The following is a 13,612-nucleotide window of genomic DNA, read 5'->3' as shown; positions in this document are numbered from 1 at the left end:
GCGCGGGTTCCGGTCCTGAACGGGCCATCGGGGTCAGGGTCGCCTGCGGCTCTCCTTCGGGTGACTGCGCTGGGCCGGTGTCATGGCGCGGCGCCCCTGCGCGGCGGTGTTGGTCCGGTGGTTCTTCATCGGACGCAGGCACTCGATGAGGTAGTCACCGGTGTCGGGTTCGAGGGTCACCCCGTGGGTCTCGCTGCGGAACCCGGGGAAGCGGCGGTCGAAGGACTCCAGGGCGGTGAGGTAGCGCAGCAGCGGGCCGTCGGACGCGCCGACGCTCTCACCGGGCATCAGGACGGGAATGCCGGGCGGGGTGACGGTGACCATGGCGGCGGCCACCTGGCCCGGCGCGTCGGCCAGCCGCACGCGGTGCGTGCCGCCGCGGATCAGCTGCTGGTAGCACAGCTGCGGCGGGGCGACCGGCTCCGGCAACTGCTGGAACGCGGTGTCCAGCAGATCGACGAGACCGGCGGAACTCAGGTGGTCGTGCATGTCCTGGCACAGCGCGCGCAGGGTCAGGCCGGCGTAGCGCCTCGGGTGCTCGGTGACCAGCGCGGGCAGGACGCGGTCGAGCGGGGCGTCCTCGTCGTAGAGGGCCTTGAAGTCCATCAGGGCGTCGAGGAGAGTGCCCCACTTGCCCTTCGTGATGCCCATGGAGAACAGCACCAGTGTGGTGTAGCTGTCGGTCTTCTCCACGACGATGTGGCGGGTGGCCAGGTACGCGGTGAGCACCCGGGCCGGGACGCCCCACCCGGCCGTCTCGCCGGTCGCGTCGATGCCCGGGCAGGTCAGGGTGACCTTGATCGGGTCCAGCATGCAGTAGCCGTCGGTGAGTCCCGGGAAGCCGTGCCAGGCCGCCCCGGGTTCCAGGTGCCAGCAGGACGGCTCGGTGCGCAGCAGCTCGGGGGAGGCCTCGTCGAACCGCAGTCGGGCACCGGTGCCCGGGTCGGTGACCGTGTCGGGCTGCCACACGCCGAAGAACCACGGCGGCCGGTCGCCGGCCTCCTCGATACGACGCCGGATGCGCACCATCTCCTGGCGGAACCGGACCGCCTCGGTCACGGCCTCGTCGAGCAGCCAGTGCCCCTGCGGCCCGTCCATCATCGCCGTCGCCACGTCCAGCGAGACGATCATCGGGTAGAGCGGAGAGGTGGTGCCGTGCATCATCAGAGCCTCGTTGAACCGGTCGTGTTCCACGGGCGCCCTGGGCGCGGGCCTGACATGCACCATCGCGCTCTGCGAGAGCGCGGCCAGCAGCTTGTGCGTGGACTGGGTCGCGAAGACGGTCGGCCGGTCCGGGCCGGGGAAGGTGCCCTCGTCCACCGACATGCCGTACCGGCCCGCGTAGAGCGGGTGGAAGCGGGCGTACGCGAACCAGGCCTCGTCGAAGTGCAGCCGGGGTGTGCTCGCGGCGAACGCCCGCGCCGCCGCCGGGGCGTCGTAACACAGGCCGTCGTAGGTGGAGTTGGTGAAGACGGCGTACTGGGCGTCCGGTGACGAAGCCTGCCGCGCCAGTGGGTTGGCCGCGATCCGGGCCGCGACCGAGTCCGCCCTCAGCTCCGCGCGAACGAGGGGGCGAAGTGCTTCGCGACCGAGGCCGCGAACGAGGGGGCGAAGGATTCCGCGACCGAGGCCGCGAAGGGGGACACGCCGGGGGCGTCTGCCATGGCCGCCGTGACGGAGGCGGCGAAGAACTCCGAGGGCGTCACGTCCCTCCACTACCGGGTCACCGGCACGGTGCCGGACATGGGCCGGCTGTCGGCCGAGGCGTGCATGACCACGAAGCCCCTGGCCATGCGCATGAAGATGACCATGGCCGACCAGCCGGGCCACCCGCTGGAGGTCCGCTTCGTCGGCAAGACGATGTACGTCGGCGGAAAGGGGGTCGACCCCGCCAAGCTGGACGGCAAGAGCTGGTGGGGAGTAGCCCCGGCCGCATGGGGCGGTGACGCGTTGGAAACGCAGTCCTACGGCGTACTGCCCCGTCAGATGGAGGGAAGCCCGGCCGTCCAGTCGACGGTTCTGGCCGGCTCGCCGAATGTGCGGACGGTCGGGGAGGAGACGGTCGACGGCACGGGGACCACGCACTACACGGGAACGGTCACCACGAAGGGACTGTCCGACGCACGTGCCGCCGCGGACGGGGCGACCCGCGAGCGCCTGATCAAGACCCTCATGTACGTCACAGGGCTCAGGATCGACCGCACGCTCACCATGGACCTGTGGGTGGACGGCGACGACCGCGCCAAGCAGTTCCGTGTGCGGGGCCAGGCCTTTTCCCTGCAGGGCGCCAACGCGCCCGGTCCCCTCGATCTGACCGTCACCTTCCTCGACGTCAACCAGCCCGTGACCGTCGAGGCACCGCCGACCGAGGACACCCGTATGGGGCTTCCTTCGGCGGACTGACGGGCGGGCGGGCCCCGCGATCCGCCCGCCGAACTGCCGCTGTTCGCGTGCGGTCGCGCCCACCAGCCGGCGGCCCGCAGTGACACGGCTCCCCGCCCCGTGCGGATGCCTTGACGCGACGGCGTCAGATCTCAGCTCCGCGCGGCGAGAGCCTCGCGCCACGCGGGACTGTCGACGTAGTGGTTGTCGAACCGCTCCGAGGAGTCCTTGATCTCCTGCGGGTCGGCTTCGCCGCGCATCACCCGGCCGAGGAGCCGCAGATAGTCGAAGCGGTCGGCGCCCGGGGTGAAGACGAACAGGACGTCGGCCGTCCTGCCGGGCGCGGCGGCGAAGGCGTGCGGGGTGTGGGGCGGTACGACCAGGAAGTCGCCCTGTTCGAGGACGGTGACCTCCTCACCCACCAGCACCTGAAGCGCTCCCTCGATCACGAAGAACAGTTCGGACGCCTTCCTGTGCAGATGGGCGGGCGCTCCCACCGCCCCTTCGGCGAACGTGGACCGGTAGCTGGTGAGCCGTCCGCCGGTGTGCTCGGAGTCCGCGAGGAGTGCCATGACACTGCTGGGGTCGCGGGTGGTCTCCGCTTCAGCGGCACGGGTGAGTACGGGGGCGAAGTCCCCGGGGCTTTCGTTGTTCCTCGACGTCGTCATGACCATGACTCTAGGTCGCCGATCGACCGTGACAGGGTGCATTTCAGAAGAGGAGTCAGTCACGGGTCGATCACCCCGATCCGGCGTCCCTGGTCACGCGGGGCGTTCAGGCAGGGCTGTCCTGCAACGCGTCACGAAAGGCGGTCATACAGGGGGCGCAGTACCGCTCGGCTGTCTTCTCGTCGCTCGTGGCGGAGTTGACCCGGGTGAGGCGGCGCCCGCACAGGGGGTGGCCGCTGGCGTCCTTGGACATGACATGCCAGACCAGCTCACCCTGGTCGCCTCCGGGCTCCGCCCGCATCTCGTACATGGCGTTCCTCTCTGCGCGTTCGACAGGTGGGAAGTGGCCTTGCTCCCAGCGAAAGGGCGCGCGGCGGATGCCGCCAACCGGGGTAGGCCGGCAGAGCGAAACCGGGGCGCCTCGGGTTTGAATCGGATCGGACCGGATCGGACCCCCCGCAAGGCTCCCTGAAACAGTCGGTGACCGGTGTCCCGGGCATGCCGGGTGCAGAGCCGTCGATGGGGGGTAGAACACGGACAGGACTGACCCGAGTCCGCCAACGAGGAAGGCGGATGACGCCATGCGCAGGATGCCCCTCCGGATCGTCCAGGGAATCGGGCTGCTTGCCGCGCTCGCGGTTGTCTTCTGGATGGCGACCCAGCTCGTGCACAACTTCTGACGCGTACTCACCGCGCCAGCTGGAGTGTCCCGGCCGCGCGGGGTGTTCGTCCCGGCAGGCCGTCCTCTGCCGACCGGCCACCCCGAGCCGCCCGATCGCCGGCCGCGCCCGAGCAGCCCGCGATGCCGGGCCACCACGTCCTCCGCAGAGCCGACTGGAGCGGTGAGCACGCGGGTGCCGCTCCCCAGAACAGGCACCGTCGGCCCTGCGGAGGCCACGGGGAAGTGGTGCCACACCTTCTGCCCCGCTTTCCCTCGGTCCGCACCGGTCCGCCGCGCGCCGCCACCAGGTCTTCACACGCCTGACCGACCACCGGGCCGGGACCGCCTCCCACGGGAGGTGAGGAGCGAGGGTACGGGAGCAGGTGTGCAGGGGAGCCGGTGCGCCGGGGGTGCTCCGGGGCGTCCCTCTGCCTTGGTGACGACAGAGGGGGTGCGTCGGGTCGGCGGGCTGGGCAGCATGGCGGGGTGGCTGACCTGCTGTGGGACGGCGTGAAGTCGTGTCCCGGCGGCGCGCGGGTCCCCTCATGGACACTCCTGGGTCGTGGAGAAGTGGCGAGCCCGGTTTGGGAGAATGGCGGGTATGGACATCGGCCGCAGGAACAACGTCTTCGTCACCGGCAACCCGCAGGGGCCGGCGGTGGTGCTGGCTCACGGGTTCGGCTGTGATCAGAACATGTGGCGGCTGACGGTGCCTGCCCTGGTCGAGGACTACCGGGTGGTGCTGTTCGACTACGTGGGCTCGGGCCGCTCGGAGCTGTCCGCGTTCTCCGAGAGCCGCTACGCCTCGCTGCACGGCTATGCGCGGGACGCGGTGGAGGTGTGCGAAGCGCTCGACCTGCGCGACGCGGTGTTCGTGGGGCACTCGGTCAGCGCGATGACCGGGGTGCTCGCCGCCGACATGGCCCCGGAGCGCATCGGCGCGCTGGTGATGGTCGCTCCGTCTCCGCGGTACATCGACGACGAGGGCTACCGGGGCGGGTTCAGCGCGCCGGACATCGACGAGCTGCTGGTCTCACTGGAGTCGAACTATCTGGGCTGGTCGGCGGCCATGGCGCCGGTGATCATGGGGAACGCGGACCGACCGGAGCTCGGCGAGGAGCTGAGGAACAGCTTCTGCGCCACGGACCCGGAGATGGCGCGCGTCTTCGCCCGGACCACGTTCCTGTCCGACTCACGAGACGACCTGAAAACCGTGCGAGTGCCGACGCTGGTGCTGGAGTGCGCCCAGGACGTCATCGCGCCCCGGGAGGTCGGTGCCTTCGTCCACCAGGCGATACCCGGCTCGACACTGGTCACTCTCGATGCGACCGGGCACTGCCCGCACCTGTCCGCACCCGAAGCCACGAACGAGGCGATCACCGGCTTCCTGGCAGGCCTGCGGTGATGTGCGGCACCGGGCGGCAGCCCGACCCGCACGGAGCCGGCGACGGGCGAACGCCGGGGGCGGCGTTCGCCGCGCTGCTGGAGGACAGCGCCGAGGAGCTGTACGAGAGCGCGCCGTGCGGTTACCTCTCCACGCTGATGGACGGCACCATCGCGAAGATCAACGCCACGCTGCTCGGCTGGCTCGGACTGGAGCGGGAGGCGGTGGTGGGCCGGATGCGGTTCACCGACCTGCTGACCGTGGGCGGCAAGCTGTATCACGAGACGCACTTCGCGCCGCTGCTGCGGATGCAGGGCGAGATCGGCGGCATAGCGCTCGAGATCAAACAGGCCGACGGGGCCCGGATGCCGGTGCTGATCTCGTCCGTCGTCAAACGCGGCAGTACCGGCGAGCCGCTGCTGATCCGCACCACGGTCTTCGACGCCCGGGACCGCCGTGCCTACGAAGAGGAACTCCTGCGAGCCCGGAAGGCAGCCGAGGAAGCACGCAGGCAGTCGGAGACCGATCGTGCCCGGCTGCAGGACGCCCTCGGCGTGCTCCAGCAGTCGCTGCTGCCCGCCACGCTGACGCCGGTACCCGGAATGGAGGCGGCCGCCCACTACCGCACCGCCGCCCCCGACCGGCTCGGCGGCGACTTCTACGATCTCTTCCCCGTCGACGGCACGTGTTTCGCCTTCTTCCTCGGCGACGTCTGCGGCAAGGGCCCCCAGGCCGCCGCGCTGACCTCACTGACTCGCTACACCCTGCGCGCCGCCGCCGTGCACGGCTCCGACCCCGTCGCCGCCCTCACCACCCTGAACACGGTGCTCCACGAGCGTTACACCGGGAGCGGCGATCCCCGCTACTGCACCGCCATCTTCGGCATGCTCGAACCCGACCCCGCGACCCGGCGGGTCAGCGTCCGCCTCGCCTCAGGCGGTCACCCCCCGGCCCTCGTCCTGCGCGCCGACGGTGGCGCCGACTTCCTGCCCACCCCGGGCGGCCTCCTCGTCGGCGTCCTGCCCGCCGCGCACTTCGTCACCGCCACCACCACCCTCGGCCCCGGCGACACCCTCCTGCTCTACACCGACGGCCTCACCGAGGCGCGCACCGGCACCGAACGCACCAGCCTGTACGGGGAGGACGCATTGCGGGACTTCGCGGCCGAACACGCCGGCAGGACCCCGCAGGCCGTCATCCAGGCGCTGACCGGCCTGCTGGACGGCTTCGGTGACGGCCTCGACGACGACACGGCCTTGCTCGCCCTGGGCGTCCCCGCCCCCGGCCCGACGACGAGAAGCACCGCATGAGTCCACTCAAGATCACCTCCCGAGAGGCCGTGACCGGTCCGGTTCTGGAGATCCACGGCGAACTCGACTACGCCCACGCCGCCGAGCTGCGGGACCTGCTCACCACGCTCACGCTCCAGCCGGGCCAGCGCCTCGTCCTGGACCTGGCGGGCATGGACTTCTGTGACTCCAGCGGCATCACCGCCCTGATCGCGGCCCGCCATCACGCCGACGCCGCCCAGGCCGACGTCGCGCTCGCCGCCGTCCCCGCCCGTACCCTCCGCGTTCTGCGTATGGTCGGCCTCGACCAGGTCTTCCCCCTCCATCCCGACAGCGTCGCTGCCACCCGGCCGAGCGCGGACACGGACGACAGCATCGGGAGGACACCGACGGCCTGACCGGCACCGGGTGGGCCCAGAAGTCCCCGGCATGAGCGGGCGGCGCCGAGAGGGCCGTACGTCCGCCGGACGCGTAGGCGGGCAGGGGCATACGGCGAAGCCGGTTTCGCGGTCTGTCAGCCGAGGTACGTCGGCGGTGCGCGGTGCCGACGACGCAGATGGCTCCACGGAGGGCGCCCTGGCAGCGAACGGCGACCCGGGCTCCGCGGGGCACAGCCGTGGCACGCGGTTCTGGGGCTGCACCGCATGCCGACGTAGACGCAGTCCGTGCCGTCGCGGGACTCTCGTCTCCACGCCGGATCCCCGCCTCCACGCGCGATCCCCGCCGGATGGCGGCCTCACCGCAGAACCCTCGACGGCCGCCCGCCACGGACTCCTGCGCCACCCGGCGTGGCCGGCACGGAACGTCACCGAACGGGTCAGGCGCTCATGGCCTGCTCGACGGTGGGATGGCGGGGGATGACCCCGTCCAGGCCGACCAGTTGAAGGACGCGCAGTACCGGTTCCTGCGTGCCGGCGAGCCGCAGCCACCCCTGGGCGTCACGCGCGGTCCGGTGGACGGTGATGAGGACGTTGATGCCGCTGGAGTCCATGAAGGTCACACCGCTGAGGTCCACCACCGTCCGCGGTGGCGTCGCGCCGTCGTGGGACAGCAGGACCTCGCTGAGTTCCTTCGTGACGGTGTGATCGATCTCGCCGCGCAGGGTGACGACCTGAACGTCGTCGACGGCGGTGTGGTCGATGGACAGTTGGCCGGGCGTGGCTGGTTTCTGGGAGTCTGTCACCGTTTCCTCGACTGCGCTCGCTGTTGGGGTGCTCGGGTCCCGACACGATATGCGCCGACAGCCTCCCCCGGGGCCACGGCGTATACCCATCAGCCCCCCAACCCGGACCCAAGGGGCATGTGAGCGACGGCGCTGGGTACGCGCAGCCGTGTGAACAGGGGAAACAAAGGCGGGCCCGGCGGAATCAGTCTCCGATGGTGAGGGCGACGTGATGCCTGGTGCCCCTCCGGTGTGGGACACCGTCGCCCTGGACGGAGACGGTGCCTGTATCGCTCACGCGCGTCGTCGTGCGGTGGACTTCCTGGCCCGCGTGCAGGCCGAACACGGCCTGCCGGTCTCGGCCCGCGCGATGGACCTGACGCAGCTGGTGGTCAGCGAGCTGGTCACCAACGCGCGTAAGTACGCTCCCGGGCCGGTGCTGATGGAACTGCGCATCACGGGCGCCGTCGTGGAAGTGGTGGTGTGGGACAGCGATCCCGTCCTGCCGGTGGCCCGGGCCGCCGACCCGGGCAGAGTCGGCCAGCACGGGCTGGAGATCGTCATGGCCGTCGCCCAGGGCTTCGAGGTCCAGCGTGAATCGGTCGGCAAACGCATCACCGCCCGCATCGCCCTGCCCGACGATCCCGGCGGAGACATCACCGGACTCGGCCCCCAGTAGCGGCCGCGCTCACCGCACCCGCCCGCGCCGTGTCACCGACGCGAGAACACGGGACTCGACCGACCGGACGCGCAGAGACGCCGAACGGCGTCTCTGCGCGCTGCGCGGTCAGCCCTGTTCCCGCTCCACCGGAAGCCACAGCTCGGCGTCGGCCTCGGTCCTGTCGGGTGACAGGCGGGTGCGCAGGATCTCGGGGCCGGGTCGGCTGCGGTACGGGTTGGACGGGAACCACTGCGTGAACACGTCCCCCCACAGCGTCTGGATGGCGTGCGGCGCCGGTCCGGAGGTGGTGAAGACCGCCCAGGTCCCCGCCGGTACAGGCAGGACGGCCGTTCCGTCAGGGGCCGCCGCCGTCGTGATCACCCCGTGGTAGTAGTCGAGCGTGGTGCCCTCGGCACGGCTGGGGTCCAGGTCGTCGCAGACCGCGACGATGCCCTGCGGCTCCTGGTCCGACAGCTGCTCCAGGCGCTCCAGGGTGTGCGGTTCGATCCCACGGACGAAATCGATGATCGCCTGGTTCGGCCCCAAGTGCACCAGCGGTACCCGGGCCTTGAGGCCGACGACGGTGAAGGCCGGCTTGTCCACGACGCGATAACGCATGCTGCTGCTCCCTTCGACGGTGAGACGGAAGGACAACCGGGGCTGGGAGACGAGCGCGGTGCCGGTGCGCCGGGCCTCGCCCGGACCGACACCGTGCATGGCGCGGAACGCCCGTGCGAAGGCCTCACCCGACCCGTAGCCGTAGCGGACCGCGATCTCCAGCAGCGACTCGCGCCGTGCGAGTACCTCGGCACCCGCGACGGTGAGCCGGCGGCGTCGGATGTACTCCGACAGCGGCATGCCCGCGAGCGCGGAGAACATCCGCCGCAGGTGGTACTCCGAGGTGGCCGCCCCGCGCGCCAGCTCGGCCACGTCGATGGACTGGTCGAGGTGGCGCTCGATGTGCTCCATGGTCTGGTTGAGCCGCTCCAGCACGCTCCGGTCCCCTTCCTCATTGTGATCACCACGCTAGGCAGCACGCGTCCTGCCGGACCCGACATCCTGTGCCCGATCAGGTCGGGTACGCACGACCGCCGCCCGGCCGCGGGCGGCGGTGCTCAGCTCTGACCGCACCAGGGCCGAGGGCGGCACGGCCCGCCCGGAAGCGGCGACGGGCATGTGAGGTACGTCAGAAATTGTGTGATCTCCGCCGGCCCGGGCAGACGCCGCTGTTATGAGCACCCCCACCCGGAGCACGGTAGACGAGGCCGCGGAGCAGCAGAACGCGGGCGTGCGAGCGGCACCGCTGCTCGTGCCCGCGTCGGTTCAGCCACGCGGACCCGGCGGGCGGGGCTTCCCGTCGGCACTGGGTGGCGGGCGGGTGGCGGGGTTGGACGGGCTGCGTACGCTCGCGGTGGTGTTGGTGATCGTGTACCACGTCGAGCCGGACCTGGTGCCCGGGGGCTCCGTGGCCGTGGACGTCTTCTTCACGCTCAGCGGCTTCGTCATCACCCGGCTGCTGATCGCCGAGTACGCCCGCACCGGTCGCATCGGCCTGCGGTCGTTCTACCGGCGGCGGTGGCTGCGGCTGGGACCGGCCATGCTGACGATGTGCGCGGTCACCGCCTTGCTGTCCGTGGCACTCCCGCTGCCCCTGTTCGACGGTGCGTGGATGGCGGCCGGGCTGGCCGCGGTGTCGGTGGTCAACCTCGTACGGGCCGGGGAGGCCGGGCCGTACTCGGACCTCACCGCGCCACTCAGCCACACCTGGTCGCTGGGGGTGGAGGAGCAGTTCTATCTGGCCTGGCCCCTCCTGCTGCTGGTGCTGCTGCGGCGCGCGACCGCGCGGACGGTGCTGTGCGGGGTCGCGGTCCTGTGCGTCCTGCCGGTGCTCTGGCGCATGGTGCTCTGGGATCCCACGGCGGCGCACCGCATCTACAACGGCCCCGACACCCGCGCCGACCAGCTCCTCGTCGGCGCCCTGCTGGCCGTCGTCCTGGCGCGACTGCGCGCCGACGACCCACGGCTGGCACTGCTGCGACGATGGGCGGGACGGCTGTGCTGGCCCGCGCTCGCGCTGTTGGGGCTCATCGCCTGGCAGATCCCGATCACCGAGGCGAGCGGGTGGAACCCCGTGTGGTTCACGGTCGGGCTTCTCGCCGCCGCCGTCCTGTCGGCCACGGTGGTGGCCGCGCTGGACCAGTGCCCGCAGTCGTGGGCATCCCGCCTGTTGTCGGTGTCCGCGCTGGCGTGGGTCGGACGCAACCTCAGCTACGGGATGTACCTGTGGCACTACCCCGTCATCCGGCTGCTCTCCGACCTCGGCGTGGACGACGACCGGCTGCTCCCGGTCGGCGGCGCGGCGACGGTGGCGGCGGCCCTCGCCTCGTACGTCCTCGTCGAACGGCCTGTGCTCCGACGGGACCGCAACCGTGCGCGGAGGCAGGCACCGGTCGCCGCCGTCGAGCGTGCACCCGTGTGATCCCGTCACGGGTGGCCGACGGAACAGCCGTGTCGCGTCCGGCACTTCAGCCGAGGGCCAGCAGCTTGCCCGTCGCTCCGATGGCGAGCGCTGTGCCGATGACGCAGAACAGTCCTTGGACGACACTGGTGGCGGGCATGCGCAGCCGGGCGTGGACGTAGGACGACAGACCGAGCGCACCGGGGACGAACCAGACCAGGACCAGGGGAATCAACGGCACGTCCTGGTCGGTCGTCGACGGGTTCTCCGACGGTTCGGAGTGCGACATCTCGAGCAGGAACATCATCAGGACCACTCCCGCGAGGGCCACGGCATCGGCTGCCACGAACAGCAGCGCGATCGCGGCGTCCGTCAGCCGGGAGGGCCGGCGCCGCCCGGTGCCCTCGGTTGTGCCGCCCCGCCTGCCGGATCGCCGACGCGTGCGGATGCCTCTGCGGACCCTCTCCCACCAAGCCACTGTTCGACTGCACCATGGAGGCGGGGATTCCACCCCGGCCCGGCACATAACGAATCGGAACTCATCCGCGCGACCTGCCGGATTCAGTAGGCGGCGCTGTTCCCCCATTGTGGATCTGAGCCCGGCCAGGCGGCCCGTATCCGCGCGGTCAGCCGTCCCGGCAGTCTCCCGACCGACCGGGTGGGCCGGGTGGGTCCGGCCGGGCGAGCAGCAGGGCCCGGTCGTCGGGGTAGTCGGCGCCGGGCTGGTGGTTCAGGAACAGCTCGCACAGGTCGGGTACGTTCAGGCCGGCGCCCCGGCGGGCTGTCGCGGTGAGGCGGTCGAAGCCGGTGTCCAGGGGTTCCCCGCGGCGTTCGATGAGCCCGTCGGTGTACAGCAGGACCGCCTCGCCTTCCGCCAGGACGGTTTCCCCCTGGCGGTAGTGGGCGCCGGGCACGGGCCCCACCGGCGGGGAGATCGGGCCGTCCAGATAGCGGCTGGAGCCGTCGGGGCGGACCACGAGCGGCGGGGGATGTCCGGCCTTGACGTAGGTGAGGGCGCGGGTGGGCCGGTGGTAGAGCAGGTACGCGGCGGTGGCCATCTGGCCCCGGTGGTACAGGTGCAGGTACTCGTTCAGCTCGGTGAGGACCGCTTGAGGGTGGGTGCCGCAGCGCAGGACGATGCCGCGCAGGGCGGCGATGATCTGGGCCATGACCGCGGCCTGGGGGAGGCCGTGCCCGGCGACGTCACCGGTCGACAGGCCGATGTGGTCCTCGTCGAGGTCGTACAGGTCGTACCAGTCGCCGCCGACCATCACCATGTCGCTGCCGGGCGCGTAGCAGGTCGCCACCTCCAGACCGGCCACGCCGGGCAGTCGGGGCAGCAGGCTGAGCTGGAGGCGTTCGGCGACGCGGTGTTCGTGTTCGTACAGCCCGGCGCGGCGCACCGCCTGGGCGATCTGCTGGCCCACCGCCGTCAGGTGCTCCGGCTCCGGCACTCCGCCCGACCCGGGGTGCACGGTCAGGGCGCCCAGGACGACACCGTCGGCCTCCAGCGCGATCCGTACCGCCCCCACGGCCATGGTGCGCGCGATGTCGCAGGGTTGGTCGAGGTCCTTCCAGGCGGTCTCCGTCAGGACGCGCAGATCCTCGCCCGGTTCCAGGGCGGGCACCAGGCGCTGGGAGTGCAGCTCCAGCGTCACGCCGTCGACCTCCAGCACACGTGCGGCCGTGGTCGCCACGGCCTCGGCGACCTGGGCGAGCGTCGCGGACGAGGCCAGTGCCGCGGTGAGCTGGTACAGGCGTTGCAGACGGGCACGGGCGGCCTGCTCGGCGAGCAGCAGTTCCTCGCGCTGGGCTTCCGCGGTACGCCGGATGGCGATCTCCCGGTTCAACGCGCTGACCTGCTGACTGAGGACGGTGAACCGGTCGGCGTGGTCCAGGCGGTGCAGGTGCAGTTGCACCACTGGCTCAGCGCCCTGCCACCAGGTGGCGCGCACCCCGTGGCAGCGGAAACGGGTCCGGCTGCCGTCGCTGTCCTTGATCACGAGCGCCCCCGGCAGCGGGCTGCCGCTGCGCAGCCAGTTGCCCAGGTGGGCCCGCAGGGCGCCCGGGTCGTCCTGGGCGAGGGCGTACAGGCTGGCGCCTGCTTGCAGCTGGGGGATCGAGGCGGTGGCGGCGGGGTTGGCCGCCAGGATCCTGCCGTCCCCCGCGCAGAGCACGACGGGGTGGGGCAGGGGTTTGGTGATGGCCTCGAACAGGCCAAGGCTCACGCAGGCACCGTACCGGTGTCCGGGCCGCCGAGGGGCAGATCGGTGGCGACGAAGTACTCGCGTCCGGTCGACGGTCCGGCGCCGGGCACGAGGTGCACGACGACACGGCAGCCGGAGTCGCCGCGGGCGATGGTCTCCTGCAGTTCGACGCTCGCGTAGCCGAGGTTGCGGGCGGCGATCGTCCCGAAGACGTTCGAGGTCATCATGCACATGGACTCACGGCCCAGGACCTTCTCGGCGAACGGGCACGCCCGGTTGCCGAGCACGATCTTGGTGTCGTCCTGTTCGATGACGAAGAAGTCGCCCTTGATGCGGCGCTTGAGGTCCACCAGTGCCTCAGCGACCTGCTCCGGGGACAGGTGATCCTGGCCGAGCGCCTTGAGGTACATCTCGTCGATCTGCGTGCCGACCGCCTGGCCCACCAGGCTGATGTACCCGGAAGCCTCGTCCAGACCGATCACCGACTCCAGCGACGTCGCCAGTTCCCGCACCAACGTCCGCAGGAACAGGTCACGGTCCAGGTCGATCTTCACGTCCACCGGGTGCTCCATGGCGAACGCCCCTCCTCCTGTGCCCACTGCCCGCACCGTGCGAACGCCCGGCCGTCACAGAGCCTAAGGACTTGGCCACGCCGGTGGCCACCCGCCCGGAGCCCTCAGCCCCGTGCGGGCCGGTTGCTCCTCCCCGTTCCGTACCCGTGTCCGGATGCCGACGGCGTG

At 71.3% G+C, this 13,612-nt stretch carries 14 protein-coding genes; 6 read left to right on the top strand and 8 right to left on the bottom strand.

Translation table 11 applies throughout. From position 1 onward, the window contains the following. Positions 1-33: 33 nt before the first annotated feature. Complete coding sequence (locus QQS16_RS03550; RefSeq protein ID WP_286060139.1) at positions 34-1,716, bottom strand: Orn/Lys/Arg family decarboxylase; 1,683 nt, start codon at positions 1,714-1,716, stop codon at positions 34-36. Here QQS16_RS03550 and QQS16_RS03545 point away from each other — a divergent pair. Further along, positions 1,663-2,403: an SCO4651 family lipoprotein gene (locus tag QQS16_RS03545; protein ID WP_286060138.1), complete on the top strand. Its 741-nt coding sequence runs from the start codon at positions 1,663-1,665 to the stop codon at positions 2,401-2,403. The two genes, QQS16_RS03550 and QQS16_RS03545, sit on opposite strands and share 54 nt — an antisense overlap. Before the next feature lie 131 nt (positions 2,404-2,534). Here QQS16_RS03545 and QQS16_RS03540 read toward each other — a convergent pair whose 3' ends face one another. Both QQS16_RS03540 and QQS16_RS03535 read right to left on the bottom strand, forming a co-directional pair. Next, entirely contained in the window at positions 2,535-3,050 is a 516-nt protein-coding gene (locus QQS16_RS03540; RefSeq protein WP_286060137.1) for a cupin domain-containing protein, read from the bottom strand. A 106-nt stretch (positions 3,051-3,156) separates the two neighbouring features. After that, the gene (locus tag QQS16_RS03535; RefSeq protein ID WP_286060136.1) at positions 3,157-3,360 is read right to left on the bottom strand and encodes a hypothetical protein; all 204 of its coding nucleotides are present in this window, start codon (positions 3,358-3,360) and stop codon (positions 3,157-3,159) included. Between the two features lie 952 nt (positions 3,361-4,312). Between QQS16_RS03535 and QQS16_RS03530 the strand changes: the two genes are divergently transcribed. Genes QQS16_RS03530 through QQS16_RS03520 form a run of 3 tightly spaced genes read left to right on the top strand, consistent with a single transcriptional unit; the run spans position 4,313 to position 6,782 of the window. Next, a complete protein-coding gene (locus QQS16_RS03530) occupies positions 4,313-5,116 on the top strand; it encodes an alpha/beta fold hydrolase (RefSeq protein WP_286060135.1) in 804 nt (267 codons plus the stop codon). Then, positions 5,116-6,405, top strand: a complete 1,290-nt coding sequence (locus tag QQS16_RS03525; protein WP_286060134.1) for a PP2C family protein-serine/threonine phosphatase — start codon at positions 5,116-5,118, stop codon at positions 6,403-6,405. The genes QQS16_RS03530 and QQS16_RS03525 overlap by 1 nt, the downstream gene beginning before the upstream one ends. Then, a complete protein-coding gene (locus QQS16_RS03520) occupies positions 6,402-6,782 on the top strand; it encodes an STAS domain-containing protein (protein ID WP_286060133.1) in 381 nt (126 codons plus the stop codon). Before QQS16_RS03525 ends, QQS16_RS03520 begins: the two co-directional genes overlap by 4 nt. A gap of 419 nt (positions 6,783-7,201) precedes the next feature. On the opposite strand, the gene QQS16_RS03515 is transcribed toward QQS16_RS03520, so the two are convergent. Continuing rightward, entirely contained in the window at positions 7,202-7,567 is a 366-nt protein-coding gene (locus tag QQS16_RS03515) for an STAS domain-containing protein (protein WP_286060132.1), read from the bottom strand. Positions 7,568-7,778: 211 nt separating this feature from the next. Here QQS16_RS03515 and QQS16_RS03510 point away from each other — a divergent pair, with 211 nt between their 5' ends. Further along, entirely contained in the window at positions 7,779-8,225 is a 447-nt protein-coding gene (locus QQS16_RS03510; RefSeq protein WP_286060131.1) for an ATP-binding protein, read from the top strand. A gap of 108 nt (positions 8,226-8,333) precedes the next feature. On the opposite strand, the gene QQS16_RS03505 is transcribed toward QQS16_RS03510, so the two are convergent. After that, positions 8,334-9,200 carry an AraC family transcriptional regulator gene (locus QQS16_RS03505; RefSeq protein ID WP_286060130.1) on the bottom strand — a complete coding sequence of 289 codons (867 nt, stop codon included), beginning with the start codon at positions 9,198-9,200 and terminating at the stop codon, positions 8,334-8,336. Positions 9,201-9,438: 238 nt separating this feature from the next. Between QQS16_RS03505 and QQS16_RS03500 the strand changes: the two genes are divergently transcribed. Continuing rightward, a complete protein-coding gene (locus QQS16_RS03500; RefSeq protein ID WP_286060129.1) occupies positions 9,439-10,686 on the top strand; it encodes an acyltransferase family protein in 1,248 nt (415 codons plus the stop codon). Positions 10,687-10,732: 46 nt separating this feature from the next. Here the strand turns inward: QQS16_RS03500 and QQS16_RS03495 are convergent, their stop codons facing one another. From QQS16_RS03495 to QQS16_RS03485, 3 genes are all read right to left on the bottom strand, one after another. Beyond that, positions 10,733-11,011: a hypothetical protein gene (locus QQS16_RS03495; protein WP_286060128.1), complete on the bottom strand. Its 279-nt coding sequence runs from the start codon at positions 11,009-11,011 to the stop codon at positions 10,733-10,735. 280 nt (positions 11,012-11,291) lie between these two features. Beyond that, a complete protein-coding gene (locus tag QQS16_RS03490; RefSeq protein WP_286060127.1) occupies positions 11,292-12,893 on the bottom strand; it encodes a PP2C family protein-serine/threonine phosphatase in 1,602 nt (533 codons plus the stop codon). Then, a complete protein-coding gene (locus QQS16_RS03485; protein WP_286060126.1) occupies positions 12,890-13,444 on the bottom strand; it encodes a methanogen output domain 1-containing protein in 555 nt (184 codons plus the stop codon). Before QQS16_RS03485 ends, QQS16_RS03490 begins: the two co-directional genes overlap by 4 nt. Between the last annotated feature and the right edge of the window lie 168 nt (positions 13,445-13,612).

The organism is Streptomyces sp. ALI-76-A, from assembly GCF_030287445.1.
In the GTDB taxonomy this organism is placed as follows: domain Bacteria; phylum Actinomycetota; class Actinomycetes; order Streptomycetales; family Streptomycetaceae; genus Streptomyces.
Note: the sequence above shows the minus strand (reverse complement) of the source record. Positions and strands in the feature narration are given on the sequence as shown.

Bases quoted from the DNA above. Each gene is read 5' to 3' on its own strand.
- QQS16_RS03545 (WP_286060138.1), top strand. From the start codon at position 1,663: ATGGCCGCCGTGACGGAGGCGGCGAAGAACTCCGAGGGCGTCACGTCC.
- QQS16_RS03540 (WP_286060137.1), bottom strand. From the start codon at position 3,050: ATGACGACGTCGAGGAACAACGAAAGCCCCGGGGACTTCGCCCCCGTA.
- QQS16_RS03535 (WP_286060136.1), bottom strand. From the start codon at position 3,360: ATGTACGAGATGCGGGCGGAGCCCGGAGGCGACCAGGGTGAGCTGGTC.
- QQS16_RS03530 (WP_286060135.1), top strand. From the start codon at position 4,313: ATGGACATCGGCCGCAGGAACAACGTCTTCGTCACCGGCAACCCGCAG.
- QQS16_RS03525 (WP_286060134.1), top strand. From the start codon at position 5,116: ATGTGCGGCACCGGGCGGCAGCCCGACCCGCACGGAGCCGGCGACGGG.
- QQS16_RS03520 (WP_286060133.1), top strand. From the start codon at position 6,402: ATGAGTCCACTCAAGATCACCTCCCGAGAGGCCGTGACCGGTCCGGTT.
- QQS16_RS03510 (WP_286060131.1), top strand. From the start codon at position 7,779: ATGCCTGGTGCCCCTCCGGTGTGGGACACCGTCGCCCTGGACGGAGAC.
- QQS16_RS03500 (WP_286060129.1), top strand. From the start codon at position 9,439: ATGAGCACCCCCACCCGGAGCACGGTAGACGAGGCCGCGGAGCAGCAG.
- QQS16_RS03485 (WP_286060126.1), bottom strand. From the start codon at position 13,444: ATGGAGCACCCGGTGGACGTGAAGATCGACCTGGACCGTGACCTGTTC.